General features: G+C 55.5%; 24 protein-coding genes. 6 read left to right on the top strand and 18 right to left on the bottom strand.

Annotated elements, in window-relative coordinates; translation table 11 throughout:
- Positions 1-63: 63 nt before the first annotated feature.
- The 6 genes from INF86_RS12355 to INF86_RS12330 all read right to left on the bottom strand — a co-directional run bounded on the left by INF86_RS12355 (position 64) and on the right by INF86_RS12330 (position 5,988).
- Positions 64-969, bottom strand: a complete 906-nt coding sequence (locus INF86_RS12355) for an EamA family transporter (protein WP_193543572.1) — start codon at positions 967-969, stop codon at positions 64-66.
- A 147-nt stretch (positions 970-1,116) separates the two neighbouring features.
- A complete protein-coding gene (locus tag INF86_RS12350; RefSeq protein ID WP_022646562.1) occupies positions 1,117-2,496 on the bottom strand; it encodes a carbohydrate porin in 1,380 nt (459 codons plus the stop codon).
- A gap of 138 nt (positions 2,497-2,634) precedes the next feature.
- On the bottom strand, positions 2,635-2,937 hold the full coding sequence (locus INF86_RS12345) for a PTS lactose/cellobiose transporter subunit IIA (protein ID WP_193543583.1): 303 nt from the start codon (positions 2,935-2,937) through the stop codon (positions 2,635-2,637).
- A gap of 5 nt (positions 2,938-2,942) precedes the next feature.
- Complete coding sequence (locus INF86_RS12340) at positions 2,943-4,319, bottom strand: glycoside hydrolase family 1 protein (protein WP_022646564.1); 1,377 nt, start codon at positions 4,317-4,319, stop codon at positions 2,943-2,945.
- 17 nt (positions 4,320-4,336) lie between these two features.
- Positions 4,337-5,662 (bottom strand): PTS sugar transporter subunit IIC, encoded by a 1,326-nt coding sequence (locus INF86_RS12335; protein ID WP_058646771.1) that lies wholly within the window; start codon positions 5,660-5,662, stop codon positions 4,337-4,339.
- An 11-nt stretch (positions 5,663-5,673) separates the two neighbouring features.
- Complete coding sequence (locus INF86_RS12330; RefSeq protein WP_003861034.1) at positions 5,674-5,988, bottom strand: PTS sugar transporter subunit IIB; 315 nt, start codon at positions 5,986-5,988, stop codon at positions 5,674-5,676.
- Between the two features lie 293 nt (positions 5,989-6,281).
- Between INF86_RS12330 and INF86_RS12325 the strand changes: the two genes are divergently transcribed.
- The gene (locus INF86_RS12325) at positions 6,282-7,232 is read left to right on the top strand and encodes a LacI family DNA-binding transcriptional regulator (RefSeq protein WP_022646566.1); all 951 of its coding nucleotides are present in this window, start codon (positions 6,282-6,284) and stop codon (positions 7,230-7,232) included.
- A gap of 50 nt (positions 7,233-7,282) precedes the next feature.
- Here INF86_RS12325 and INF86_RS12320 read toward each other — a convergent pair whose 3' ends face one another.
- The 5 genes from INF86_RS12320 to INF86_RS12300 all read right to left on the bottom strand — a co-directional run bounded on the left by INF86_RS12320 (position 7,283) and on the right by INF86_RS12300 (position 14,012).
- Positions 7,283-7,579, bottom strand: a complete 297-nt coding sequence (locus INF86_RS12320) for a YicS family protein (protein WP_022646567.1) — start codon at positions 7,577-7,579, stop codon at positions 7,283-7,285.
- 120 nt (positions 7,580-7,699) lie between these two features.
- On the bottom strand, positions 7,700-9,064 hold the full coding sequence (locus INF86_RS12315; RefSeq protein WP_022646568.1) for an efflux transporter outer membrane subunit: 1,365 nt from the start codon (positions 9,062-9,064) through the stop codon (positions 7,700-7,702).
- Positions 9,064-12,174: an efflux RND transporter permease subunit gene (locus tag INF86_RS12310; protein ID WP_193543571.1), complete on the bottom strand. Its 3,111-nt coding sequence runs from the start codon at positions 12,172-12,174 to the stop codon at positions 9,064-9,066. Before INF86_RS12310 ends, INF86_RS12315 begins: the two co-directional genes overlap by 1 nt.
- A complete protein-coding gene (locus tag INF86_RS12305) occupies positions 12,174-13,295 on the bottom strand; it encodes an efflux RND transporter periplasmic adaptor subunit (RefSeq protein WP_193543570.1) in 1,122 nt (373 codons plus the stop codon). Before INF86_RS12305 ends, INF86_RS12310 begins: the two co-directional genes overlap by 1 nt.
- Before the next feature lie 147 nt (positions 13,296-13,442).
- Positions 13,443-14,012: a TetR/AcrR family transcriptional regulator gene (locus INF86_RS12300; RefSeq protein ID WP_193543569.1), complete on the bottom strand. Its 570-nt coding sequence runs from the start codon at positions 14,010-14,012 to the stop codon at positions 13,443-13,445.
- 185 nt (positions 14,013-14,197) lie between these two features.
- Here INF86_RS12300 and INF86_RS12295 point away from each other — a divergent pair, with 185 nt between their 5' ends.
- Entirely contained in the window at positions 14,198-14,617 is a 420-nt protein-coding gene (locus INF86_RS12295; RefSeq protein WP_058677106.1) for a GNAT family N-acetyltransferase, read from the top strand.
- Here INF86_RS12295 and INF86_RS12290 read toward each other — a convergent pair.
- A complete protein-coding gene (locus INF86_RS12290; RefSeq protein ID WP_032622106.1) occupies positions 14,614-15,261 on the bottom strand; it encodes a TetR/AcrR family transcriptional regulator in 648 nt (215 codons plus the stop codon). The two genes, INF86_RS12295 and INF86_RS12290, sit on opposite strands and share 4 nt — an antisense overlap.
- 78 nt (positions 15,262-15,339) lie before the next feature.
- Between INF86_RS12290 and INF86_RS12285 the strand changes: the two genes are divergently transcribed.
- Together INF86_RS12285 and nlpA are read left to right on the top strand one after the other, a co-directional pair.
- Positions 15,340-16,839 (top strand): MDR family MFS transporter, encoded by a 1,500-nt coding sequence (locus INF86_RS12285; protein ID WP_032626657.1) that lies wholly within the window; start codon positions 15,340-15,342, stop codon positions 16,837-16,839.
- A gap of 229 nt (positions 16,840-17,068) precedes the next feature.
- On the top strand, positions 17,069-17,869 hold the full coding sequence (gene nlpA, locus INF86_RS12280; RefSeq protein ID WP_063147048.1) for a lipoprotein NlpA: 801 nt from the start codon (positions 17,069-17,071) through the stop codon (positions 17,867-17,869).
- Positions 17,870-17,895: 26 nt separating this feature from the next.
- On the opposite strand, the gene INF86_RS12275 is transcribed toward nlpA, so the two are convergent.
- On the bottom strand, positions 17,896-18,477 hold the full coding sequence (locus INF86_RS12275) for an EAL domain-containing protein (RefSeq protein WP_227414784.1): 582 nt from the start codon (positions 18,475-18,477) through the stop codon (positions 17,896-17,898).
- A gap of 76 nt (positions 18,478-18,553) precedes the next feature.
- Positions 18,554-19,174: a LuxR C-terminal-related transcriptional regulator gene (locus INF86_RS12270; RefSeq protein ID WP_015570093.1), complete on the bottom strand. Its 621-nt coding sequence runs from the start codon at positions 19,172-19,174 to the stop codon at positions 18,554-18,556.
- Between the two features lie 569 nt (positions 19,175-19,743).
- Here INF86_RS12270 and INF86_RS12265 point away from each other — a divergent pair.
- Positions 19,744-20,379: a LuxR C-terminal-related transcriptional regulator gene (locus INF86_RS12265; RefSeq protein WP_032622107.1), complete on the top strand. Its 636-nt coding sequence runs from the start codon at positions 19,744-19,746 to the stop codon at positions 20,377-20,379.
- Positions 20,380-20,385: 6 nt separating this feature from the next.
- Here the strand turns inward: INF86_RS12265 and INF86_RS12260 are convergent, their stop codons facing one another.
- From INF86_RS12260 to INF86_RS12245, 4 genes are read right to left on the bottom strand one after another with little or no spacing between them, the layout of a single operon-like run.
- On the bottom strand, positions 20,386-21,450 hold the full coding sequence (locus INF86_RS12260; RefSeq protein ID WP_022646577.1) for a fimbrial protein: 1,065 nt from the start codon (positions 21,448-21,450) through the stop codon (positions 20,386-20,388).
- A 15-nt stretch (positions 21,451-21,465) separates the two neighbouring features.
- Complete coding sequence (locus INF86_RS12255; protein ID WP_032626649.1) at positions 21,466-23,958, bottom strand: fimbria/pilus outer membrane usher protein; 2,493 nt, start codon at positions 23,956-23,958, stop codon at positions 21,466-21,468.
- 15 nt (positions 23,959-23,973) lie between these two features.
- Complete coding sequence (locus INF86_RS12250) at positions 23,974-24,666, bottom strand: molecular chaperone (RefSeq protein ID WP_063147050.1); 693 nt, start codon at positions 24,664-24,666, stop codon at positions 23,974-23,976.
- A gap of 52 nt (positions 24,667-24,718) precedes the next feature.
- A complete protein-coding gene (locus INF86_RS12245; RefSeq protein ID WP_022646579.1) occupies positions 24,719-25,303 on the bottom strand; it encodes a fimbrial protein in 585 nt (194 codons plus the stop codon).
- 374 nt (positions 25,304-25,677) lie between these two features.
- Between INF86_RS12245 and INF86_RS12240 the strand changes: the two genes are divergently transcribed.
- Positions 25,678-26,490 carry a winged helix-turn-helix domain-containing protein gene (locus INF86_RS12240; protein WP_193543568.1) on the top strand — a complete coding sequence of 271 codons (813 nt, stop codon included), beginning with the start codon at positions 25,678-25,680 and terminating at the stop codon, positions 26,488-26,490.
- The last annotated feature ends 6 nt before the right edge of the window (positions 26,491-26,496 follow it).

The raw sequence follows: 26,496 nt of genomic DNA, 5'->3' as shown, positions 1-26,496 counted from the left end.
GCTCGGTGCTGTCTTTTCACCCTCGCCCCTTTGGGGAGAGGGCCGGGGTGAGGGGACATTCGCTTAAGCCGATGCCTTAACCCTTCTGCGTGAATCCATCGAAATCAACACCACCGACGACACAATCAGCAGCGTTCCCAGCCAGTCCGGCAGGGTGAATGCCACCCCCAGCAAAACCACCGACAGCAGCGCGCTGCTCAGGGGTTCGGCGCAGCTCAAAATGCTTGCCTTCGGCCCACCGATCATCTGCGCGCCCTTCAGATACAGGCTGAACGTCAGCGCGGTGCCAATCACCACCAGGTAGAAAAACGCCAGCAGCAGGCCGCCGTCAATGGCGAAGGTGGTGCCGCGTCCGGCGTAGAACGGCGTCAGCATTAGTCCCGCAATCAACATACTCCAGCCGACAATCGGCAGCGTGCCGTAGCGGGCGATAAGCGTTGATGGATAGGTGGTGTAAAACGCCGCAGCAAACGCCGAGGCGATACCGAAGAACAGTGCGGCAGGCGAGATGGAGAGCGACGTCGGGTCGCCGTGGGTCACCAGCAGGAAGGTACCCACAAGCGATGTCGAAATCGCCGACAGGACAAACATGCCGGGACGCTTCTTCCGCGCCAGGGCGAACCACGCCACGATGATGGTTGGCGACAGGAACTGAAGCACGGTGGCCGTAGCGGCGTTGGATTTTTCAATCGTCAGCAGGAAGGTGAGCTGCACGGTGAGCGCGCCAACCAGCGAGAAAAACAGCAGGCTGAGGGCGTCCTTGCGGTTTTTGATGACCGAGAAAATCTTGTCGCCGTGAACGAAGGAGAGCGTCAGCAGGATCACGCCGGTAAACAGCAGACGAACCATGGTCAGGTAAGGCGAAGAAATGTGGCTTTTCTCCATGATGTACTGCGCGCAAACCCCGGAACTGCCCCATAAAACGGCGGCGATCAGGACGTTGAGCATCCCTTTGCGTGTGGAACCCATGTTCTCCCCTGTTATGTTGTCGTTAATTGGCCAACAGCATAGCATGGTTGTGTGCGGCCTGATGCCCTCACCCCGGCCCTCTCCCACGGGGAGAGGGGGAAAACCGTAGGCCGGGTAAGCGTAGCGCCACCCGGCATGTTGTTGACCTTAGAACCACGCCTCCCACATCGCGCCGACGTTGAAGTCGTCCAGCGTCTCATCTTTGGTGTTGTTCACGCGCGCGGTGCGTTCGTTGTCCACTTTGCCGCCGGTCACGTAGAAGCGCAGCATCGGACGGAACTCCGGCCCCATGGCGATAGACATGTTCTGCGACAGGGTCAGCTTCCAGCCCTTGTTGTCGCCGCCGTTGTCGTAATCTACGTGCTGCCAGCCCGCTTCCAGCCAGGTGGAGTGAACGTCGTTCCACCAGTGCATCGGGCGCACGATGGCGTTGTAGTTTTTACGGTTATCGGTGTCATCACGGCTGTTGTCATAGTCGTGGAAGGCGAGGATGTACTCCACCTGCGTGGCCTGGGTGAATTTATACAGCCCTTCGAAGCTGGCGTAGACCGTGGTCAGGTCTTCGGTTTTATTGAACACGCTGTTGTCCGAATTATCGGAGTAGCGGGCGATCACCTTGTTCACACCGCTGTCGTTGGTGTGGCTCAGCACCACGCCGCCCTGCCAGGCGTTTAGACGCTCGTCGCTCTCAACGGCTTTGGAGTCAAAACCGTAGTTGGCGTACAGCTCCAGGTCGATCGGGCCGAGCTTCATGCCGTGGATTTTTGAGGTGGCAGCGTAGTTGCCCTTGTCACCCGTGCCGGAGCCGCCGGTACAGGTGATGCGCGACGGGTTGGCTTCATCTTCCATCACTTCCGGGCTACAGGATTCCACCGCCGCCACGGCAGCCACGTCGAACTGCACGCCGCCGATGTCAAAGTTCTTCACCCCGGCGCCCTGGCCATCGTGGTTCATCCAGAAGTAATCGTTGATGCCCTGCTGCGGACGCTGGTGGAAGTCACGACCGGCCCAAAAGTAGGCGTTCGGGTTGGAGGCCATAATGTTGGTCACCCCGGCGTAGGCTTTTTTGAGGTTAACTTCGTCGCCCCAGTGGTCGATCATCACGTTGATGTCCCAGATGGCGCCGTTATCACCCTTGAAGGCCTTGGAGAGCTGGAATTCCCCGCCGTTGCCTTCGTTACCCAGACGACCAATCGCGGACGCGCCGTTGTAGGAGCCGTCCACCGCCACATACTTCTGGTCAGCGGCCTGGAAGTGCGCGCCGTAGCGGGCGTAGCCGGTAAATTTGATGCCAAACGGAATCGCCATGTCCGGGGATTGCGCTGCGCTCTGCGGCTCGGTGATGACGTCCGCTTTTTTCGCGACCGCCGCATCCATTTTCGCCTGACGCTCGGCCAGGGCTTTATCCACCGCTTTCGCCACAATGGCGTCAATTTGCTCCTGCGTAAATTCTTGCGCGAGCACGGAAATTGGACAAAGCGCGGCGATAACCGCCATGGTTAATGGAAGTTTTTTAATCGTATTCATGGTTATCTCAATATAGTTTAATTTTATTCAGACAATAACCATCCCGCTCCGATCTGACAGAATATGTCGCTATCATCAGAACAAGTGGATTTCTAGTTTTAGGTACAGAGGTATTACATTAATTTATTTCGCCATAGACTATCTCTGATATAAATGAATAATCTCTTCAGATAATTCACGCGCTAATAGCGAATTCATTAAATGATCCTGCGCGTGCACCATAATTAAGGTCATCGGCTGGCGGGCTTCGCCCGCGTCCTGCTCGATCAGTTGGGTCTGCATCTTGTGTGCCTGGCGCGCGTAGCCATCGGCTTCACGCAGCAGGCTTTTGGCTTCGTCAAGGTTGCCCTGGCGCGCCGCATGCAGCGCTTCGAAGCACAGGCTGCGGGACTGACCGGCGTTGACGATAATTTCCATTACGGCTTCTTCTAATGCGATCATCATTTTTACTCTTTATCAAAGCAATTATTTAAGGCGGTAGCGGCAAACCACTCTCCGCTTTTTTTAATGGTGCGCTGCTGCGTCTCCAAATCGAGCTGAATAAAACCGTAGCGGTTTTTGTAGGCATTGCACCACGACCAGTTATCAATAAACGTCCACATATGGTAGCCCAGACAATTGCAGCCTTCGCTAATACCTTTATGCAGCCACGCTAAATGCTCAGAAATAAATTCGATGCGGTACCGATCGTTTATCTGGCCGTTTTCAATAAAGCGCTGCTCGTTTTCGACACCCATCCCGTTTTCAGAAATAAAACAGCGGGGGTTACCGTAATTGTCGCGCAGGTTAACCAGAATATCGTAAATACCCGGCTCGTAGATTTCCCAGCCGCGGTACGGGTTCATCTTACGGCCCGGCATCTCGTAGCTATCAAAGAACCACTCCGGCATAAACGGCGCCTGCGGGTTCACCGCGCTGTCGCGACACTTCACGCGACGCGGCTGATAGTAGTTAACGCCGAGCAGGTCGATTTTCCCTTCCGCAATCAGGAAGCCGTCTTCCGGCTTGCAGGCGGGCAACTGATCGTAAGATTTCAGCAATGCCACCAGGTCGGCCGGATACTCCCCGCGCAGCACGGGGTCGAGGAAGCTGCGGTTAAACATCAGATCCGCGATATGCGCCGCCTTCACGTCCGCCGGGTTCTGCGAACGCGGGTATGACGGCGTCAGGTTCAGCACGATGCCGATCTCCCCCGCGTAATGCCCGGCGCGGTAAGCCTGAACGGCCTTCGCATGGGCCAGCACCGTGTGATACGCCACGGTGGCCGCCCGACGAAAATCCACCACGTTGGGGTAGTGGAAGTCGTACAGATAACCGCCTTCCACCGGAACAATCGGCTCGTTGAAGGTAAACCAGTGCAGCACGCGGTCGCCAAACAGCTCGAAGCAGATCTGCGCATAGCGGGCGTAGGCGTCCACTACGTCACGGTTTTCCCAGCCGCCTATCTCCTGCATCGCCATCGGCATGTCGAAATGGAACAGGGTGATAAACGGCGTGATGCCCTGTTCATTCAGCTCATCAATGACCTGATTATAAAAATCGACCGCGTCCGGGTTCACTTCACCGATACCGTCGGGGATCAGGCGCGCCCAGCTAATCGAGGTGCGAAAGCTGTTGTGGTTCAGCTGCTTCAACAGCTGAATGTCCGTTTTCCAGTGCTGATAAAACGTGGAGGTATGCTGCGGTCCCACGCCGTTGTGAAAACGGTTCGGCTCGCGGGAAAACCAGTAGTCCCACGTGGTTTCACCCTCTCGTGTCCCTTCCGTCTGGAGAGCGGAGCTTGCGCTGCCCCACCAGAAGTTATCGGGAAATGCGTATTTCATGACCCTTCCTCTTTGACTTAATTGCTAACTGTTTCAGCGGTGCCGACGGTTGCCTGGGCTTTCTGCTCTTCATTTTTGATGAGCGTACGCTCATAGGCGCGCAGGAATGGCAGGTACATCAGGGCGGACATCACCATGCAGACCAGGCACATCACCACCGGGCTCAGCGCCCAGTTCGCCGCCCACGAGGCGCCAATCGGCGCGGGCGTGGTCCACGGGGTTAACGAAACCACCTGGGCCAGCCAGCCGAGTTTGGTTGCGCCGTACGCCAGGCAGGCATTGACCAGCGGAACAAACACGAACGGGATAAACAGCATCGGGTTCATGATGATCGGCGCGCCGAACAGAATCGGTTCGTTGATGTTAAAGAAGCTTGGCACAACGCCCATTTTGCCGATGGTGCGCAGGTGAGTGGCGCGGCTGCGCAGCAGCAGGAACGCCAGCGGCAGGGTCGAGCCTACGCCGCCAATCAGCAGGTAGTGATCCCAGAAACCTTGCAGATAAACGTGCGGCAGCGCCGCGCCCGCCGCCAGCGCCGCCTGGTTTGCAGAGAGGTTCGCCATCCAGAACGGGTTCATGATGCCGGTGACAATCAGCGACCCGTGGATACCGGCAAACCAGAAGATCTGGCACAGCAGAACGGAGAGCAGAATCGCGGGCAGCGAGTCAGACGCGGACACCAGCGGCTCCAGCAGGTGCATAATCGCCTGCGGGATGATCATCCCGGTCTGCGCTTCAATGAACAGGTTCAGCGGATGTAGGGTACCAATCACCACCATCACCGGGATCAGGATCTCAAACGAACGCGCCACGCCGGTCGGCACCTCTTTCGGCAGGCGGATGGTGACGTTGTTCTGCTTCAGCCACGCGTACACACGGGTGGAGTAGATCGCGGTGATAAGCGCAGTGAAGATGCCCTGACCCGACAGATACTGCGTCGAAATTTTGCCGTCGGCATACGGCGCGGCGACCAGCAGGAAGGCCATAAAGGCCAGCAGACCGGACATCACCGGATCGAGGTTAAACTGACGCCCCAGGCTCGCCCCAATCCCCACCGAGATGAAGAAGGTCATCACGCCCATGCTGAGGTTAAAGGGCAGCATCAGCTGTTCGCGGTAGGTCTCGGAGAAATCCAGCCAGCCGCGGGCGAAGCTGTTGGTGGTATCCGCCGAAAACGGCGGGAAGATAAACACCAGCATAAACGAGCCGATGATCATAAACGGCAGCGCGGCGGTAAAGCCGTCGCGGATTGCAATCACATACTTTTGCTGACCGAGCTTCGCGGCCAGCGGCGTAATTGACTGTTCAATCGCCGCGACCATGGATTGATATAACGAACTCATGTGAACACCTTTTAGTGTGCCGCTTCGATGAGCGACAGAGCATAGTCCAGTACTTTATCGCCACGCTGCATGCCGTAATCCATCATGTCGATGGGCTGCACCGGTATGCCTTGCGTCGCTGCCTTGTCTGAGAGCGTCTTTAACATGTATTTCACTTGCGGTCCGAGAAGCACCACCTGATAGTGCGGAAACTGCGTATCAAATTCGGATACGCCATACGCATCTATCTTCACGGGCAAGCCCCGTTCTTTTGCAACATCGATCATTTTGCTGACCAGCAGGCTGGTGGACATCCCGGCAGAGCAGCACAGCATAATCTTGAACATCGACGACCATCCTCAAAATGTAAAAAGTTATTGCGATGATGATTGGACATGATACGGAAACCGGTTTCCATTCATAAAAGACAGAAGTGTGACAACCATCAATATCCACTACTTATGACGCTAATTAACCGGATGTGGGTCACATAATTTGGCTGTTTTGACATCAAATTGAGTGGAAACGGAAAATCGGTTTCCATGGAAAACGGAAACGGATATACTCCGTTCTGGCTATAATGTGAGCCGTAGCGGTGATGGAAATTACAGACGCCAGTTGCGTCTGACAGGGGAGAGAGATGTCTACAATCAACGATGTATCGCGTCTGGCCGGGGTGTCCAAAGCCACGGTATCACGGGTGTTGAGCGGGTCGCGTGGCGTTAAAGAAGCCAGCCGACAGGCTGTTCTGAGAGCGGTGGATGAGCTGAACTATCGTCCCAACGTGATCGCCCAGTCGCTGCTCAGCCAGTCGACGGGCTGCATTGGGGTGATTTGCGCGCAGGAGAACATTAACCAGACCACCGGTTACCTGTACGCGCTGGAAAAACACCTCAGCCAGCATCAAAAACATCTGCTGCTGCGTTTCGCACACACGAAAACAGAAGTGATGAACGCCCTTGAAGAACTCTCCTGCGGCTTATGTGATGACATTCTGGTGATTGGCGCGCGTTTCCCGCTGGACGTGGACATGGACAACGTCATTCTGGTCGACTGTATGGAAGCCGATAACGCCAACAGCATTCAGTTCGATCACGCGTTCGCGGCTGAAACGGCCTGCAACTATCTCACCAGCCAGGGGCGTCGCCAGATAGCACTGATCCACCCGCACGGCAGCGGCTTTGCCGATCAGGTGCTGCTGGGTTACAAACATGCGCTGGAGAAAAACTTCCTGCCCTTTAATCGCAACCTCGTGTTTATGGACGCGACTTCATCGTCCGTTGCGCTTCAGGAATTACTCAACAACGCGTCCACGCTGAACTTCAACGCGCTGCTGGTGGCAGACGAGCAGGAAGCCCAGCGGGTGATCCCGCAGTTACAGGCGTTTAATAAATCGGTACCGGAAGACATCATGGTCTTCAGCCTCGGCGGTTCGCTGCATCTCCCGGGTATTCCGGTGATCCCGGCCATTGAGTATTCCATGGACGCCATGGCGGCGCGCATCGTGAGCTGGCTGACGGCGAAAACGCAGATGCTCGGGTCCTACGTTCTGCGTGGGGATTTGATTATTCCGGATGTGCGGAAGCGTTAAACATGTGATGTAGGCCGGGTAAGGCGCAGCCGCCACCCGGCGCTCAACCCTCAGTAATCTTCCATACAATCCACCTGACTTACTGCATCCCAGTAGGCGTCCAGGTTGTCACGCTTCACGGCGGTGATGGCATTTTTGATCAGCAGTTGATTGGCCTCAGACGACAAAATCATCGCCTGCCAGGCCTTATCGCTCTGCTTTTTCTGCGGGGTACAGGTTTTCTTCACATCTTTCAGGACCTGCTGTTTTATCTGGGCCTCTTTCTCCGGAGCGCTCTTCTCCAGCGCGTGAACAAACGCAGCGAAAATCAGGCAAACGAGCAGGCAAACCAGGTGTGCAGATTTCATTGAGACCTCCGGTAAAGTCACAGGCTTTCCCTGAAATGTATCGTTACATTCAGGCAGGCGATTCCAGCCGAAAGTATGAATTTACTTTTCACCTGGTATGAGAATCGCCCTCTCAGGCCGTTACTGAACCCCTCCACCCAGCGATTGCCACAGCGTGATGCGGTTTTCCAGGTCGGTTTGCTGCAAGGCAATCAGTGATTCCTGTGCTGACCACAGCGATCGCTGCGCGGTGAGCACCGTCAGATAATCGCCCGCGCCAGCCTTGTAACTGCGCGTCGCCACATCCAGCGTTTTTTGCTCCGCCGCCACGTATTCACGCTGGGCATCAAGCTGTTCGCTCAACGTTTCGCGCCGCGCCAGCGCGTCGGCCACGTCCTTAAACGCGCTCTGGATGGTCTTCTCATAGGTGGCGATTAGCCCCTTCTTCTCCGCTTCCGCATAGCGCAGCTGCGCCATATTGTTGCCCCCGCTAAACAGCGGCAGGGTGATGGACGGCGCGAACGACCAGACCTTCATGCCGTGGCTGAACAGGGATGACAGCGAATCGCTGCCGACGCCCGCGCTGGCGGTCAGTGAAATGGTCGGGAAGAAGTTGGCGCGTGCCGCGCCGATGTTGGCGTTAGCGCTCAGCAGGTTATGTTCCGCCTCCTGAATGTCCGGGCGACGCAGCAGCGCGCTGGAGCTGACGCCCGCCGGGATCAGCGTGATGGCGTTATCGCTCAGGCTCTCCAGCGTGCCGGGCAGCAGGTTCTCGGGCACCGTATCGCCCGCCAGCAGGTTAAGGGCGTTTTTGTCCTGCATCACCAGCGTCTGGTAGCTCGCCACGCTGGCGCGCGCCTGCTGGTAAACCGCCATCGCTTCACTGACGTCCGTGGCCGCTGCCACACCTACTTCCTGCTGACGTTTAACGATTTTGAGCGAGTTCGCGGCGCTCTCCAGGGTGGATTTCGCCAGCGCCAGATTGCTGTTATCCGCCGCCAGCGTCACCCAGGCCGTGGTCAGCTCGCTGACCATCGTCAGGCGCGTGTTCTGCGCGGTGAACTCGCTGGCAAGCCAGGTTTCCCGCGCGGCACGCGACAGGCTCTGGTTGCGGCCAAACAGATCCAGTTCGAAGCTGGAGACCGTGCCGTTGGCTTCGTCGCTCGTCGCGACGCCGCTCGCCAGCGTACGGCTGCGGGTATGACTCAGTTCCGCGTCCACCGTCGGGAACAGGGACGAGCGCGTTTCGCCATACTGGGCACGGGCGGCGTCGATATCCGCAATCGCTTTTTGCACGTCGCGGTTGCTGTTGAGCGCCATCGTCACCACGCTTTTCAGCCGCGCATCATTCATCACCTGCTGCCACTGGCTCACCACGGCGCTGGCTTCGCCGTGCGCGCCGGGTAGGGTGGCCGGAACGGGCGCGTCCGGGCGCTGATACGTGGGATCTAATGACACACAGCCTGCGCTCAGCAGTGCTAACGCTAAAACAGTTACACGAAACATTATGACCTCCGGTTTGCGTGCTTACCGGAGAACAGACGTTTCACCAGTACAAAGAATAAAGGAACGAAGAAGATCGCCAGCAGCGTCGCGGCCAGCGTCCCGCCGATAATGCCGGTGCCGATCGCCACGCGGCTGTTGGCCCCGGCGCCGGTGGCAATCGCCAGCGGCGTCACGCCTGCGATAAACGCCAGCGAGGTCATGATGATCGGACGCAGACGCGTCTGGGCGGCCCGCAGGGCGGCGCGCGTCAGGGAGTAGCCTTCGGCCACTTTGGCTTCGGCAAACTCGACAATCAGAATGGCGTTCTTCGACGACAGACCGATGGTGGTCAGCAGCGCCACCTGGAAATAGACATCGTTGCTCAGGCCGCGCAGGGAGGCGGCAATGGCCGCGCCCAGCACCCCAAGCGGGATCACGAGGATCACCGAAATGGGCACCGACCAGCTCTCATACAGTGCCGCCAGGCACAGGAACACCACGAGGATGGAGAGGGCATAAAGGCTCATCGCCTGACCGCTCGCCAGTTTTTCCTGCAACGACAAACCGCTCCACGCCCAGGTGCTGCCGGACGGCAGGTTATTCGCCAGCTGCTCCATTTTGCTCATCGCCGTACCGGAGCTGGCGCCGTTGGCGTTCTCGCCCTGAATTTCATACGCCGCCGAGCCGTTGTAGCGCACCAGGCTCTCCGGGCCATACTCCCAGCGGGTGGTGGCGAAGGCGGAGAATGGGGTCATAGTGCTATCGCTGCCGCGCACATACCATTTGTTGAGATCCGACGGCACCGCACGATAGTCGCTGTCGCCCTGGATGTAGACCTTTTTCACGCGGCCACGGTCAATGAAGTCGTTCACGTAGGTGCCGCCCCAGGCGCTGGACAGGGTGTCGGTGACGTCGCTCAGGGAGAGCCCCAGCGACACGGCTTTGTTGTTATCGATATCCACCTGAAGCTGCGGCATCTGCGGCAGATCGTTGGCGCGCACGGCGTGCAGCGAGCTGTCCTGATTCGCTTCGCCAATCAGCTGGTTACGCAGTTTCAGCAGCGCGTCGCGGTCGGTGCCGCCGCTCGCCATCAGCTCAAAGGTAAAGCCGTTGCTCTGGCCCAGACCGTCAACTGCCGGCGGTGTCATCGCAAAGATGGTGGCATCGCGGATGGCGCTCAGCTCCTGCGTGGCGCGCAGGGCAATGGCCTGCGCGGTGTTTTCCTCGCCTTTACGCTCTGACCAGTTTTTCAGGGAGACGAACGCCATCCCGGCGTTCTGGCCGCTGCCGCTGAAGCTGAAACCTTCAACGGTAAAGATCACGTCGGTATTGGCTTTCTCTTTGGTGAGGAACCACTCGCGTACCTGGCGGCTTACCTCTGCGGTACGCACCGCGGTTGCGCCGGCAGGGAGGGTGTACTGCACCATGATTTCACCCTGGTCTTCGGTTGGCAGGAAGCTGCCCGGCAGTTTCAGCATGGCGAACCCCATCGCGCCGCAGAGCAGGGCGAAGATCACCAGCATGCCGCCGGAACGGCGCAGGGCGCGCAGAACCTTATTCTGATAGCCGTGCTCGGTCTTACTGTAGAAGCGGTTAAACGCGCCGAAGAAGCCCTTTTTGTGCGGAGCGGTGTGATTCAGGATCGAGCCGCACAGCGCGGGCGTCAGGGTCAGCGCCACCACCACGGAGAGGAACATCGCTGAAATAATGGTGACCGAGAACTGACGGTAAATGACCCCGGTAGAGCCGCCGAAGAAGGCCATCGGCAGGAATACCGCAGAGAGCACCAGCGCAATGGCGATCAGCGCGCCGGAAATTTCGCCCATCGATTTTTCGGTCGCTTCCCGGGCGGGCAGCCCTTCGTCTCGCATAATACGCTCGACGTTTTCCACCACCACGATGGCGTCATCCACCAACAGTCCTATCGCCAGCACCATGGCAAACAGCGTCAGGGTGTTGATGGAGTAACCGAACAGCGCCAGCACGCCGAAGGTGCCCAGCAGCACCACCGGCACCGCCAGCGCCGGGATCAGCGTTGCGCGGATGTTTTGCAGAAACAGGTACATCACCACCACCACGAGGATAATGGCTTCGAACAGGGTCTGAATCACGTCCTCAACGGAGATCTTGATGAACTCGGTGCTGTCTTTCGGGTAGGCCACGTCGTAGCCTTCCGGCATCGACTTTTTGAACTCGGCGATCTTGTCTTTTACCGCCGTGGCGGTGTTAAGCGCGTTGGCGCCCGGCGAGAGCATCACCGCCATACCCGCCGCCGGGTGGCCGTTCAGCTTCGCGGTGGCGGTGTAGTCTTCGCTGCCCATCTCCACGCGCGCGACGTCGCTGATGCGCACCACCGCACCGTTGGACTGGCTCTTGACGATGATTTTTTTGAACTCATCGACCGTTTGCAGACGCGACTGAGCGCGAACGGTGGCGGTCAGCTGTTGGGCGTTCGACGAGGGCAGCGCGCCGATTTTACCGGCGGAGACCTGCACGTTCTGCGCTTCAATCGCGCTCTGCACGTCGGAGGGCATCAGCGAGTACGACGCCAGCTTAGCCGGGTCGAGCCAGATGCGCATCGCGTATTCTGCACCGAACACCTGCAGGCTGCCGACGCCATCCACGCGCGCCAGCGGATCCTGCATATTACTCACCAGCCAGTCGGCGATATCCGAGCTGCTGGCGGTGTCGGTTTTATCATATACGCCCATGATCAGCAGGAAGTTGCTCTGGGATTTTTCGACGGTGATCCCGGACTGCTGCACCTCGGTCGGCAGGCGTGATTCCGCCTGCTGGACTTTGTTCTGCACCTGTACCTGAGCGGTGTCCGGATCGGTTCCCTGTTCAAACGTGACGTTGATGCTCACCGACCCGTCCGAGCTGCTGGTGGAGGTGAAGTAGAGCAGGTTATCCAGCCCGGTGAGCTGCTGCTCGATCACCTGCGTCACGCTGTTCTCCAGCGTTTGTGCGGAGGCGCCGGTGTAGGTGGCGGAGATTTTGATCGACGGCGGGGCTACGTCCGGGTACTGCGCAACGGGCAGCGTGCGGATCGCCAGTATCCCGGCGAGCATGATGAGAATGGCGATAACCCAGGCAAAGACCGGGCGACGCACGAAGAAACGGGAAAACATCAGGCGTTTCCTCCGTTGGTTTTCATCTCTTCAGCTTTCACTTCCTGCCCGGCGGTAACTTTGTCGGTGCCTTCCACAATCAGCTTATCGCCCGCCTTCAGGCCATTCAGCACCAGCCATTTATCGCCGTAGGTGTCGCCCGTTTCCAGCTGACGCTGCTCGACCTTGTTGCTGGCGTTCACCACCAGCGCGGTGGCGGTACCTTTGGCGTCGCGGGTGATGCCCTGCTGCGGCGCGAGGATCGCGTCATTCATGATGCCTTCATCCACTCGGGCGCGGACGAACATGCCCGGCAGAAGCTGATGCTGCGGGTTCGGGAAGACAGCGCGCAGGGTGACTGAGCCGGTAGACTCATCCACCGCCACTTCGGTTAACGCCAGATGGCCTTTTTCGCTGTAGCTGCTGCCGTCTTCGAGGATCAACGACACGTTCAGCGTATCGCTGTTGCTGGCGAGGGTTTGCTTGCGTAATCGCAGCAGATCGGCGCTGGAACGGGTTAAATCGACGTACATACTGTCCAGCCCGCGAATAGTGGCCAGCGCGGTATCCTGCTGGGCGGTCACCAGCGCGCCGGGGGTCACAGAGGAGATGCCGATACGTCCGTCAATCGGCGCGGTGACGGTGGTCCAGTTGAGGTTAATGCGGGCACTTTCCAGCGCGGCTTTCTTTGACTCGACGCTGGCCTTGTCCTGCGCGCAGGTGGACTTCGCGTCTTCCGCATCCTGACGTGATACGCCGTCGTCCTTCACCAGCTGCGCATAGCGTCGGGCTTTCTGGCAGTCGGCCTGCACCAGCGCCTGCGCCTGTTTTAGTGCGGCGGCAGCTTCATCATAAGCGGCGCGGTAGCTGGAAGGATCGATCTGATACAGCGCCTGCCCGGCCTTGACCGTATCGCCTTCGGTGAAGAGCCGTTTCTGAATAATGCCGCCCACCTGAGGGCGCACTTCGGCGCTCATCGCGGCGGCGGTGCGGCCGGTCAGCTCGCTGACCACGGACACCGGCTGGCTCATGAGTGTGACAATCCCCACTTCCGGAAGAGGACGCTGGGGAGCAGATGTTTGCGCATTATCGCACCCTGTCAGGAGGAGTAATGCTGCGATGGAGGTTGTTATGGTTTTCATAATCTTTTTCCAGGGTGAACGAAGCCTGCCCTGTTAATCGCTTAACAGGGAGGAGGGCTAATTAAAAGCACAGCGATCCCGCATCTCTGGCAGAGCCAGAAATGAAAAAAGGGAAATTACTTATTTCCGCTAATTATTCACATGCGATTACTTCGCAGAGAAAAGCATTTTTAAAATATTCTGGTATATGGGCTCTAATTGTTCTGACGGTACTTTTAAAGGCGTGAGTCGACGGTAAATCGTGCCTTCGATCATCACGGCGGTAATCTCCACGCAGCAGCGAATATGCTCATCGCTCAGGTGGGGGAACTGCTTTTTCAGGTGCTCACAGGCGTTGGCGAACATGCGGGCTTCGGCTTCGATCAGCATGTTTGCCACCAGCGGATTACGTGTGGCCTCTGCGGACATTTCGAGCATTAGCGCGTCATCATCTTCGTTAAGCGTCTGGCGCCAGGCAAGCGCCTGCGGCATCCCTTCAACCAGGGTTTTGCCCTGCATCTCCTCAATACGTGAGTCGATAATGCGCCGGATCATCTCTTCAATGATCGCGTCTTTGTTACTGAAATAGCGATAGATTTGTCCGACGCTGAGCCTGGCTTCGCTGGCGATCTGCGACATGCTGGCAGCGTGAAATCCACTGGCGCGAAAGCAGCGGCGCGCGGCGGTGATGATTTCGTCCTGCCGTAGTTTTTGTCGTTCTTCCAGCTTTGTGCTCATCGTCGGCTACCGTAAAAAGTGAGAATGATCGTTCTCATTATACGTTTTCGGAGCCTATTGGAAAGGTTTTTTTTATTTACATATTGAATGAATATTTCCTTGTTTAAACAATGGAGGAAATAAGGAGTTTTTATGAAGGTTAAGCTGTGAGATATTCAGATTGCGCTGAAAATAAGGAGAGATTTATGCACCTGAGCATTACAGATAAAGTCACGGCTGAAGAAAAAGAAGAATTATTAACGGGGCTAAGAGCCTATAACGCGCAGTATTTAGATCTGGCGACGTTTAGTGGCGATATTGGCGTATATGTGCGGGACGACAGCGGCGTCATGCTGGGCGGGTTAATCGGCGTACGTAAAGGCGACTGGCTGAATATCGACTTTCTGTGGGTCAGCGACAGGGTGCGGGGAACGGGCGTCGGCAGCCAGCTGATCAAAACGGCTGAAGAGGAGGCCCGTCGCAAAGGGTGCCGTCACGCGCTGGTGGATACGGTCAGCTTCCAGGCGCGTCCGTTCTATGAAAAACAGGGTTATCAGGTGCAGATGTCCTTACAGGATTACCCTTATCAGGGAATGCAGAGACACTATCTGACCAGGGATCTTTAACCGCCGATCCCGTTGCCGATCACGGCTAACACGTGGCGCACAACGATCTCCGGCGAGAGGGCATTAAGCCTCTCGTCATTGCGCATGCGAGAGAACGGCACCAGCACCAGGCTCAGCAGCGTCGTGAACAGCAGTTCGGGGGCCAGCGCCGGATTCAGCTTTCCTTCCTGCTGCCAGCCTTTGATGGTTGCCAGCGTGGTGTGATATTTCTCATCGCCAAAGCGCTCCTGCAAATGCGTACGCAGTACCGGCATCTCGCCGATCACCTCCTGCATCCACAGCGGGGCAAACCAGCGATACTTTTCCGCCAGTTCGGCCAGCACCCTGACCATTTCCGTCAGGGCATCCACCGGCGAATCCCGGTTGTCGGCGAAAATTGCCCCGATCCGCTCACGTAACGGCAGGAAGCGCTCCTCAATCATCGCATCCAGCAACTGTTCTCTGGAGTTGAAGTAGTAGTGCAGCATGGCGGGCGTCACGCCGGCTTCGCGGGCAATAGCGTTCAACGACGTATTGGCGATCCCCTGGCGGGAGAAGAGGTTCAGGGCGATGTCCAGCAGCTGTTCGCGGCTGGCGGTAACGCGCTTGCCGCCGCGCGGACGTCCGGGACGGCGGGGTTCAGAATTGTCTTTTAGTGCTGGCACGGTCACGCTGTCTCTTGATCTTATCCATAACTTACCTGAATATTAATTATTCGATTAATTAATTTCAAGCGATCTCTTATGGAGTCTGACGTAATGACTCAACCTGCGAAAAAGGCGCCGTCGATTAAGCTGCTGTTCAGCGCACTCCTGCTGGTGATGCTGCTCTCGGCGCTGGATCAGACCATTGTCTCCACCGCGCTGCCGACCATCGTCGGCGAGCTGGGCGGGCTGGATAAGCTCTCCTGGGTGGTGACAGCCTATATCCTCAGTTCGACCATCGTGGTGCCGCTGTATGGCAAATTCGGCGATCTGTTTGGCCGTAAAATCGTCCTGCAAATCGCAATAGTGCTTTTCCTGGTGGGCTCTGCGCTGTGTGGCCTGGCGCAGAACATGACCCAGCTGGTGCTGATGCGCGCCCTGCAAGGGCTGGGGGGCGGCGGCCTGATGGTGATCAGCATGGCCGCCGTGGCGGACGTGATCCCGCCTGCCGATCGGGGTCGCTATCAGGGGCTGTTTGGCGGCGTGTTTGGCCTGGCGACGGTGATAGGCCCGCTGATCGGCGGGTTTATCGTTCAGCATGCATCCTGGCGCTGGATTTTCTACATCAACCTGCCGCTGGGGCTGTTTGCGCTGCTGGTGATCGGCGCGGTATTCCACGGCAGCGCGCGGCGCAGCAAGCATGAGATTGATTACCTGGGGGCGATTTACCTCAGCATGGCGCTGCTGTGCATCATTCTGTTTACCACCGAGGGCGGTACGATCCGCCAATGGAACGACCCGCAGCTGTGGTGCATTCTGGCCTTCGGCCTGACGGGGATCGCCGGGTTTATTTACGAAGAGCGGCTGGCGTGGGAGCCGATTATCCCGCTGTCGCTCTTCCGCGACCGCAGCTTCCTGCTCTGTAGCCTGATTGGCTTTATCATCGGCATGTCCCTGTTTGGCTCGGTAACGTTCCTGCCGCTCTATTTACAGGTGGTGAAAGACGCCACGCCAACGCAGGCCGGCTTGCAGCTGATCCCCCTGATGGGCGGGCTGTTGCTCACCTCCATCATCAGCGGGCGCATCATCAGCCGCACCGGGAAATACCGTCTGTTCCCGATCCTCGGCACGCTGCTCGGCGTGGTGGGGATGGCGTTACTGACGCGCATTTCAATCACCTCCCCAACCTGGCAGCTGTACCTGTTTACCGGCGTGCTGGGCATGGGGCTGGGACTGGTGATGCAGGTGCTGGTGCTGGCGGTGCAGAACAGCGTGTCAGCCGATCAATACGGCGTAGCGACCTCTGGGGTGACTCTGTTCCGTTCCATTGGCGGGGCGATTGGCGTTGCGCTGTTTGGCGCGGTGTTCACCCATATTCTGCAATCAGGGCTGATCGACAGGCTGCCGGAAGGGGCGGAACTGCCGCGCGAACTAAATCCCGTTGCCATTCACCATCTGCCTGATGCCCTGCGTCTGGACTATCTGGATGCGTTCGGCTCGGCTATCCATGCGGTGTTTATGCTGGCGGCGGGGATTATGGTGCTGGCGTTTGTGCTGTCGTGGTTTTTGCGCGAAGCGCCGCTGCGTCGGCAGGCGTGAGGTTAGCGGTTCTGCTTGCGCTTGGACTACCGTAGCCTGATGCCCATCGCCCGGTGGCGCTACGCTTACCGGGCCTACACGTCTACCGTCACGTAGGCCGGGTAAGCGCAGCGCCACCCGGCACCAGGCCGCATATAACCTATCCGTATTACTGATTCCTTTTCGTTTTTTAGCCTGCCGTCTCGTTGTCGATATAGTCTTCAAAACGTCTATCAAAAGGAACTGTCTCGTGAAACTTCGATTGGGTGCGCTTCTCCTGACTGGCCTGCTGCTCGCGGGCTGTGATCAGGGCGGCAATGATGCCAAACACATTAAAGTCGGCGTGATTAATGGCGCTGAGCAGGACGTGGCGGAAGTCGCCAAAAAGGTGGCAAAAGAGAAATACGGTCTGGATGTTGAGCTGGTGGGCTTTAGCGGCTCGCTGCTACCCAACGATGCCACCAACCAGGGCGAACTGGACGCCAACGTCTTCCAGCATCGCCCGTTCCTTGCACAAGATAACAAGGCGCACAACTACACGCTGGTCGCCGTGGCCAATACCTTCGTCTTCCCGATGGCGGGTTACTCCCGAAAGATTAAATCGGTGTCTGAACTGAAGGATGGCGCAACCATTGCGATTCCAAACGATCCCACCAACCTCGGCCGCGCGCTGTTGCTGCTGCAAAAAGAGAAGCTGATTACCCTTAAACCAGATGTGGGCCTGCTGCCGACGGCGCTGGATATTACCGCGAATCCCAAAAACGTACAGATTATGGAGCTGGAAGGGGCGCAGCTGCCGCGCGTGCTGGACGATCCGAAAGTGGATGTGGCCATCATCAGTACCACCTATCTTCAGCAAACGGGGCTGTCTCCGGTACATGACAGCGTCTTTATTGAGGACAAAAACTCGCCTTACGTGAATATAGTGGTCACGCGTGAAGACAACAAAGACGCCGAAAACGTGAAGGAATTTATCCAGTCCTATCAGTCGCCGGAAGTGGCGAAAGCGGCAGAGACCCTTTTTAACGGCGGTGCGGTGCCGGGCTGGTAGGCCACGGTAAGCTGGCCCTCACAGCGTTACGCGGGCATCGGTGCGGCTTTCGGGCCACAGAAAACCCTGGCCAGACTGTGCGCCAGACGTGCGGGCGCGCGCTCGCGCAGCGCTGAACGGTCAATTTTTACCCCATCCAGCGGCAGCGCAAGCCGCGCGAACGCCTCAGCCAACTCCCGGGTTAAATCGTCCAGCCAGATTTGCCATCCCGCCTCTTTTAACCGAACAAGCGTGGCATGAAGACGATGTTGCTCAGCCTTACTCAGCCGTGTGATGGTGAGAGGATCCTGAATTTCAATCGTTAACCGCTGCTGATGGCGTAACGCCAGCAACAACCGGATAGCGCGTTCGTCGAGAAGGTGCTCTGCCGGAAGGTTTAGCCAGTAAGCGTCCCGGGCGGGTATCTGTAACAGGGTGTTGGCCTGCCAGAAGAAGATTTGCAGCGCGCTGCGCGAAGGCAGAGAAGCAAACAATATCTCCAGATTGACGTTATGGATCTCCACGAGAACTTCATGCGCGAACATCTGGCCCGAATGAAGATCGACAAGCGGCTGGAATCGCAGCCCTGAGATACGTTGCAACAGGGGAGAGGGAAGAACGGTATACATGGAACAGCCTTCAGGAAATGAAAAAAAGGTTCCCGCGGACACGGGAACAAAAGGCAAACGACACACGGTCAAATTCTTAATTCAGGATCCAGCGAATGCTCTGGTAAAACGAGGGGCCACGCACGGCCTTAAGCTTGTTCATGGCGTTGTTTTTATAAAAGTAAACCAGCCTGACGTTACACCCCAGCTGACGGGCGATTTGCTTGGTTTTGAGATTACAGGAATAGCCGCGCAATACGCTGGCCTCCTCGCTGGACAGCCTCGCCGGGGTGCGTAAGCGGGTAGTCATGCCTACGTTGTAACGACCAGACTCTTGCGGCGTCTGGCTCATCAGTATTTGCCACAGCGCTTTGATATCCCCCAGGGAGACTCTTTTGCTGATTACCCCATCAACATGTTTGAATTTCAAATAGCCAGCGGATAACGAATAGATATAGATCTTCGCCGTCACTTGTTTCTGTTTAATACAGAGAATGTCGTCATTCGTCGTCACCCGGAAATGACGCGTATTCAACGGATCATAAATGATGATATCAAAGAGTTGTTCACTCATAGCAAGTTCTTCGATATGGGTAAACCCATGGAAAATAACGTCGTGTTTTTCATCAGGCTCACGCTTTCCGAGCGATTGCAGGCCAATCATCGTGAATTCGCAGCTGTCAACAACGGCAACGTGAATTGTTTTTTTATTTTGCATTGGCATTCTCCTTTCGCTGAGTAAACAGTCCATATAAGAGAAAATGGCGGTTCGCACTCTCTTATTAAAAGAATGGCGAGCACTTTTTAAATAACGCGATGCGATGGCATCAATGTAAGCCAATACAAACCGTCGAGTAAAGCTGATGCCAATTATTAGAGGAAGATAAAATTGAAAAATGGTTTTAATGGTATATGCAATTGTTTTAATCTTCTAATAATATTCATGCCAGATTTTTATTCTGTGAATGGGCGGTTAATAAGCATCAGAAGGTTGATTGATGGGGTTTATCCACCGTTTTTTCAGTGGCTTACTGCTATTCCTGAAAGAAAAATTGTGATCGCGGTAGGGTTATCGACAAAGCTTTATCTGCAAGAGGAAACGGCGTGCAGAATAAAATAGAATTTTTTCTATAAATTTAATGCCCTTGTTCAGATTTTTAAGTCTGAGAAGGATAAAATCCTGGCGCGAAGAGGTTGTGAGTGGTGAGTACATAAACTATTATCATTTCCCTCCGGTCACGAGAATTTAGAAAAGACATGAATAATACTGAACGTATCGTAAGGGTAATGGTGTTTTACAAAATAAATATATTTAAAGAGATAATATTCCGGGCGCTCCATGATCTTTTACCCGATTACGTACTGAACATTACTCAGGTCGATTCCACTGAACAGGCGCTGGCGGCGGTCGCGGATAATAACGTGGATGTTTTCTTCACTGAATTTAATTATCTGCTTAATCATAAAGAGTGGAGTGCGGAGGTCAGCAGCCGTTTTACATCTTTATGTAAAACCCATCACGTCAGGCGTGTTCTGTTGGTGCCCGAGCTGCCTTACGGGCTGTTAAAAAAAGTTCTGGAGATGAAATTTGAATTAACCATCAGTCAGCAGGATGAATTGACTGAACTGAAAAAGGAATTACCCGCGTTGCTCATGGCGGACGGGCAAACACCGTCGATCTCTTCGTGGCTCAGGCGGGTAATGCGGTCCGGTTCCCGGGCGCGCTCCATCCTCTCGGCCAGAGAGTGGGAGGTGCTCCATCTTATCGTGGAAGGATTTTCAACGACGGAGATTGCCCGTCATCGAAACCGTTCGGTCAGTACCATTGCGACGCAGAAGCACAATGCGATGAAAAAGCTGAATCTTTCCAACCACAGCGAACTGATTAAGTATGTGCAAGCGGTTGGAAAGATGGAGAAATAGCTCACATCAGGGATAGATAATATTCAGCGTAGCCGATGTATTGATCTTACCCTGGCTCACCTGGGCGGGCGCCCACACGTAATAGTACGCCGCCATCGGAAGGGTGAAATGTTCGTCCAGCGCCGCGCCAGCCGCCACGCTGAAAATCATCGTGGCGTTGCCACGGCTGGTGGTTGAGGTAGAGAAGGTCACCGGCGTTTGCGGGGCGTCACGTTTTATCAGGCGTAGCCCCACGCCCTGCGCCGCGCTACTGCTGCTGTCGATCAGCACCGAGCTGTCGGTTGAGAGCAGCTGCGTGCTGGACAGAAACATCTCAATTGCCCGATCGGAATTGCCGTTAACCCCGACGTTCTGACAGCTCATGTTCAGTGAAAAAGGCGTCAGCCCCGGCTGTGAGGATGCACTGAGCTGGGGAATGCCGAGCGTCGGCAGCGCTACGGTCAGCCCCGCATTATCAAAGGAACAGGTAGTCAGTTTTGGCGCGTATTTGATGATCATCGGCTGACCAAACATATCGCGGTTGTCGTAAGGCCACTTGAACCCGCTGAATAACCACTGCGCTATCTTGATGACCTGATTGATTGGCCAGGTGATGATTTCCCAGAAGGATAGCCCACTCATGTCGCTGACGAACAGAACGTCGCTCATGTTCGCTGTATCCCCCGTCAGGGTGGTGCCGCTCTGGTTAACGAGGGTGAAGCGAACCGTAAACGGTGTGTTCAGCTCAGACGCCGTATGGCTACCGCTGGCAGTCAGGGTTTTATTGGCCGGGGGATTGGTGATCTCCGCCCGCACCATATACTTGTTATTGCTGAATCCGAGGATGGTCGCGTATTTGCTGTCGGTCGAGAGGATCGGCGTGTAAGAAAATTCACTGTTACCCGTCGTACAGTTGAATGAGCCGCTGTACTGGGTGCTGAAGCTGCCGGTCCATGTGGGCGTGGCCGGGCTCAGCTTATCCGATAAATCAATGGTAATCGGTGTGCCATAAACGATGCTGCTGCCGGAGCAGGTGGCATAGCTCATCCCACTAATGCTGGAGAGGAGCAGGAATATGAATGATCGTAACATTTTGATAATCCGTAATTAATGGCAAACCGATGAGGGGCTGTTCAACCCCCAGGCTGGGGCGGAGATTTCGCACTTCCCGCCCCGGAGATGCACGTTGAGCGCGCGTGGCGGCTGTTCAGCGCGGATATACAGTACGCTGGCCTGGCCGACATACCCGACAGATTCACCGTGTTCATCAAGCACTTCGGTACCAAAGGGCAGCGGTTTGCCGTCGGCACGCGTCGCATGAAGTACCCATGACTGGCGTTTGTCGGTTTCGAAGCGGATATAGCTCACCGCCCCGTCGTAAGGGGCCACGTTAGCCATGTTGCCGATCACCTCCGCGCCAGCGCTGTTTTCCGTTTGCGATAACGTAATGGCGTTTTTGCGATACGGGGTGGCGTAAGGCACCAGCGCCACGCCATCGCGGTTCGTCATAATGCTTTCATCGCCGTTCACCATCAGTCCCTCCGCTTTTGGCGCATCGACGATAGTCATGGTTGTGCCGGTTTCGTTTGAGGCGAGAACGTGCCACGGGTAGGCCACCAGGCTTCCCCGTCCGCTGAGCCCGGTCTGGCGGTAGTCGGAGGATTCGCTGTAAGAGCCACCGAGTGTCGCGAAGTTCGAACGGTACGCGGCGTTAACGCTTGCCGCATTTTTACCCCCCCGCGCATTACTGCCGGAGAGGGTGTAGCTCAGGCGGTTCGACGCCAGCGCGTTCCCGCTCATGCTGATATTGCTCTGCTCGTAATGCGAATCGCTGGCCGTCAGGCTGGAGGTGATCCAGGCATTATTATCAAACAGCGAGAACGGCAGGCTGAGGGAGAGGTAAAGGCGCGTCTCTTCTTCACTGTCCCTGTTCCGTACCCGGCTGGCCGACAGGGTATAGCTGGCGCGGCCGATGGCGTTGGAATAGCCCATCTGGTATTCGCGCGTGGTTTGCTGTGAGTTCCAGTAATCGCGCTGTGTGCCGGAGACAAATACCGTGCCCCAGTTATTGAGCAGGCGCTGATTAAGGTTAAGCGTAAAGGTATTCTTGGGCTGCGCCGCGCGCAGGGCATCCCAGGTGCTTAGCGACATGTCGGGCGCAACGCCAAACCGATCTTCATAGTCGTCGTACTGCGCTCTCAGGCGCTGATACCCTTCGCGCGAATAGAGCGCGTCGCTGAAGCTGTAATAGCCTTTAGTGGAATAGCGATAGGCCGCCAGGGTGAAGTTGGTGGCGGTGGTATCGATAAATTTGCTGTACGACACGCGATAACTCTGACCGCTGCTGGTGCGATCCTGTAGGGTGGTTTTGGCGTGGGTGACATCAAACGAGACCGCGCCAAACGGAAGGTTCCACCCGGTACCGACAAGCCCGGCCTGGTAGTTATCGCTAATAATCGTCCCGGTATACCCGGTGATGAGGTTATTAAACCCGTAGCGCAGCGTGGCCTGCATGAATGCGGGTTCGGCATCGAGCGTGTTCTGGTGCACTTTACCCGCCACCACGCTGTACTGACTCACCCCTTCTTTTAGCATCCCGGGCACGGCGGAAAACGGCACCGTGAAGGACTGCTGTGAACCGTCCGCTTCACGCACCACCACCAGCAAATCGCCCGCAGAGCCGGTAGGCTGAATGCTGTCGAGGGTAAACTGGCCCGGCGGTACGTTCTCCTGATAGATCACGTTGCCATTCTGGATAACTTTCACCAGGGCGTTCGTCCGTGCCACGCCGTGAACCACCGGTGAAAAACCCTGCTGTGAATTTGGGCGCATCTTCATGTCCGACGCCAGCGACACGCCGCGCACGCGCAGGGAATCAAACAGATCGCCAGGAATATAAAAGTCACCCAGCGTCAGGTTGGATTTCAGCGAGGCCAGGGGACGGCGCAGGTAGCGGGTATTATTCTGCCAGCTACTCTCTCCGCTGGCCGTTTTCCGCCAGGCGCTGCTGTCGCGAAACTGCCAGCCGAACAGGTTGGCGCCGGAATCCAGCCCGGCATAAAAATCATCATTTGTGTCTTTCGCAGCGCCTTTTGCGCGGGTGTTATACCAGGTCGTGTTCCACGAGAGCATCAGCGCCGGGATCCCCTCATCCCAAAACTGGGGGGCAATGTAACCTTCTTCAGTACGCAGCACAGCCGCCTGCGGAACGGTAAGCGCCAGACTCAGGGTGCTGGTATCGGTTTTGACTTCACCGCCCTGAACCAGATCGCGCAGCTGCACCTGCCCGTGCGCAATGGCGGGCGCAGGTACGGACGTGGTGTTGATGCCAAGCGACCGGGCATCTTTCCAGGCAAGGCGGATGTCGTCACGCTGCTCGCCGTAGATGACGGTATAACGTCCCTTCCAGCTGCCGTTTACGTAGATATCCATCTCCTGATTGCCGGCAGGCATGGCGTTGTTTTCGGAAAAGCGAGACAGATCGGACTCACCGGATGCGCCAGCAAGCAGGGAGGGATCAAACGAGACGGCCCCTGATTTATGCGAAAGCAGAAGCGTGCAGACTGCCAGCAGACAGAGTCTGTTTTGTTTCATTTTCATGGTGAGTCTTTCCGATCACTGACTGGTGAAAGTCCGGGTTTTATACGCGCCAAGATCGTCCACATACATCAGCTGGAAGGTCTGTCCGCGATTAACCGTATTTTTTGCGGCGACCGTCAGCTGCCCAAACGGGGAAACCATCGGGGACTCCTGGAGCAATTTCGTTTTACCCAGCGAAATATTGGCGACCGTAATATGGAACGGACTGTTATTTGTAATGCGAAAGCGATCGCCTTCGGCGGCGAGCGTCAGTTTCGCCACCGCGTCATCCAGCGTGCCTTTCAGCGCAGCGGGCCGGTAAAAAAGTTTGATACGGGATTTAATCGCCAGCTGAACGGTATTCTGATTTTGCAGATTTTCAGGTCTGGGCGGAATGTCGAGGACATTCAGGAAAAAGACGGATTCGCGATCCGCAGGCAAGCTGGACGGCAGCTTTTTAATACGAAGCTGTTGGCCATTATGTTCGTTAACTTTTATCACCGGCGGCGACAGCAGAAACGGCACATTGGCTGTTTCCGGCGTGGAATTAATATCACCGTCATCTATCCAGGATTGCACCAGAGCGGGCGCATCGCCCGTATTCATTAACTGGACGATCACCTCTTTGTTATTTTCAGGATAAAGGACACGGGTGCCATTAATGACAATATTGGCCCATGAGTGACCGGTGCTTAGCAGTAAGCCTGCCAGCAAAATTGCCTTGCGCATGATTGCAACCTTAAATACAGGCTCTGCGAAAACAGAGCCTGAATAATCATTATTACAGGTAGGAAATGGTATACGTTACGTTGGAGCTTAACTCGCCCACGGTGGCGGCAGCGGCGTTCGTTTTATAGTAATAAACATCCAGCGTCAGCGTCTCGGAATCTGGCGCGGTCGCTGTACCCATAATATCCGTAGTGTAAGGCTGGTTCAGGGTAATTGGCGTAGACGAACCTGGCTCCACTAACGCAAAACCGACATTACGTGCCACACTGGCATCGCTTTCGTTCACGCTGTTATTCAGCAGGTATTTACCGTCAGTGGAAATATTATCCGCGCTGGAGAAATACACTTTCAGCGGGGTACCGGTTGTTCCGGCTGCTGGTGAACAACCTGAGAACGTCAGCGCAATAGATTTTTTATTCTTAGTGATCAGGCCAACCGTGGTGCCTGCATCTTTTACCGAAATAGGGGAAAGCGCAACGGTAAAGTCCGCGCTTTTACCGCCGTTAATGGTACAGGTTGTATCGGTAATAGCGCCGGTAAAGTTAATGATACCACCCGCTGAATTGTCTGCGGCAACTGCGCTGGTAGAAGCAATAGCGGCGGCCAGCAGTGATACGGTCATGATCGATTTGAACATGATAAACTCCATGAAGATTTGTGTTATTTAAAATGAATGTTAATCGGCTACACATGTCCCTGATGTACCGGCTAGACGCATGGCGACTCGGGAGAATGCTTTGACGATATTATGTTGCACTAAAAAAGTACATAACAAAACATTATTCCAACAACTTCTAAAGTTTAAGATTATAATCTTGCGAGTTAGTTTTTTTTAATGTTTTAACCTAAATGCGTTAGTTCGAATATTTTTATTAATGATTTAATAATTGTTAATTAATGAAGCTTTATGAATTCATCTCTCAATTAATATCACGCGACTTGACCACACAAACTTTAGACTTATTATTGCCTGGCAAATGCACATAATTTTAACAATGGCGTAATAATAATATGAAGTATCTCATTGATCTTACAATGCTTTATGAAGTCGACACCGGTATGATCATGATTAATGGAGAGGAAGAGTCATCCATTAAGTTATCTAACCAGGCGGGTCGTCTGCTTTATGAACTTATCATCAATAATGGTAAAACTCTCGACAGAGACGACCTGATAAAGAAGGTCTGGGAGGATCATGGTTTCTCTGGTTCTTCGGTAAGTCTGAATGTTGCCATAAGTGAAATCAGAAAAGCATTTCGTACTTTAGGAGGCGATCCTTTACTGATAAAAACGATACGTGGCAAGGGATTTAGCCTTGCCGCGCATATTGAACATCACACGGTCAGGCCGCCGGTCGTTTCAACGCTTAGTGAGCAATCTGCCTCTGAAGCATTCGATACGCTAGCGCATAAGAAAGATGCCGATCCGCCTAAACAATTAATATCGCTGCACAGACTCTTTATTTCTCTTTGCACGTTATTACTGATTACCGTTATCGGCACCGCTGTTTTACTGTTGCACCAAAGGGATTCCTATGCCGAGAGCCTGAAAGATTCTGATATGCATCTGCTCGGTAAAGTAGACCGGTGTACGGTATACCTGATCGATAAGAATATGTATCAGCCGCGACAGCACTACTTTAATCACGTAAAAGAGGTCATTGCCAGTCAACATATCGACTGTCAACACCAGGTTGCAGATGCTTACTATTCCAGGTTTAAAAAGTCGCAGATAGAAAATTATTTCCTGGCCATCTGTTATCAGCAGGACAGTATCGACGATTATAAGAACTGCATTTCTTACAGAAGCCTGACCGGGAGTTAAAATATG

Source organism: Enterobacter cloacae complex sp. I1M (assembly GCF_014982425.1).
GTDB classification, from domain to species: Bacteria; Pseudomonadota; Gammaproteobacteria; order Enterobacterales; family Enterobacteriaceae; genus Enterobacter; species Enterobacter intestinihominis.
The sequence above is the reverse complement of the archived record's forward strand: the minus strand, read 5'-3'. Positions and strand labels throughout refer to the sequence as shown.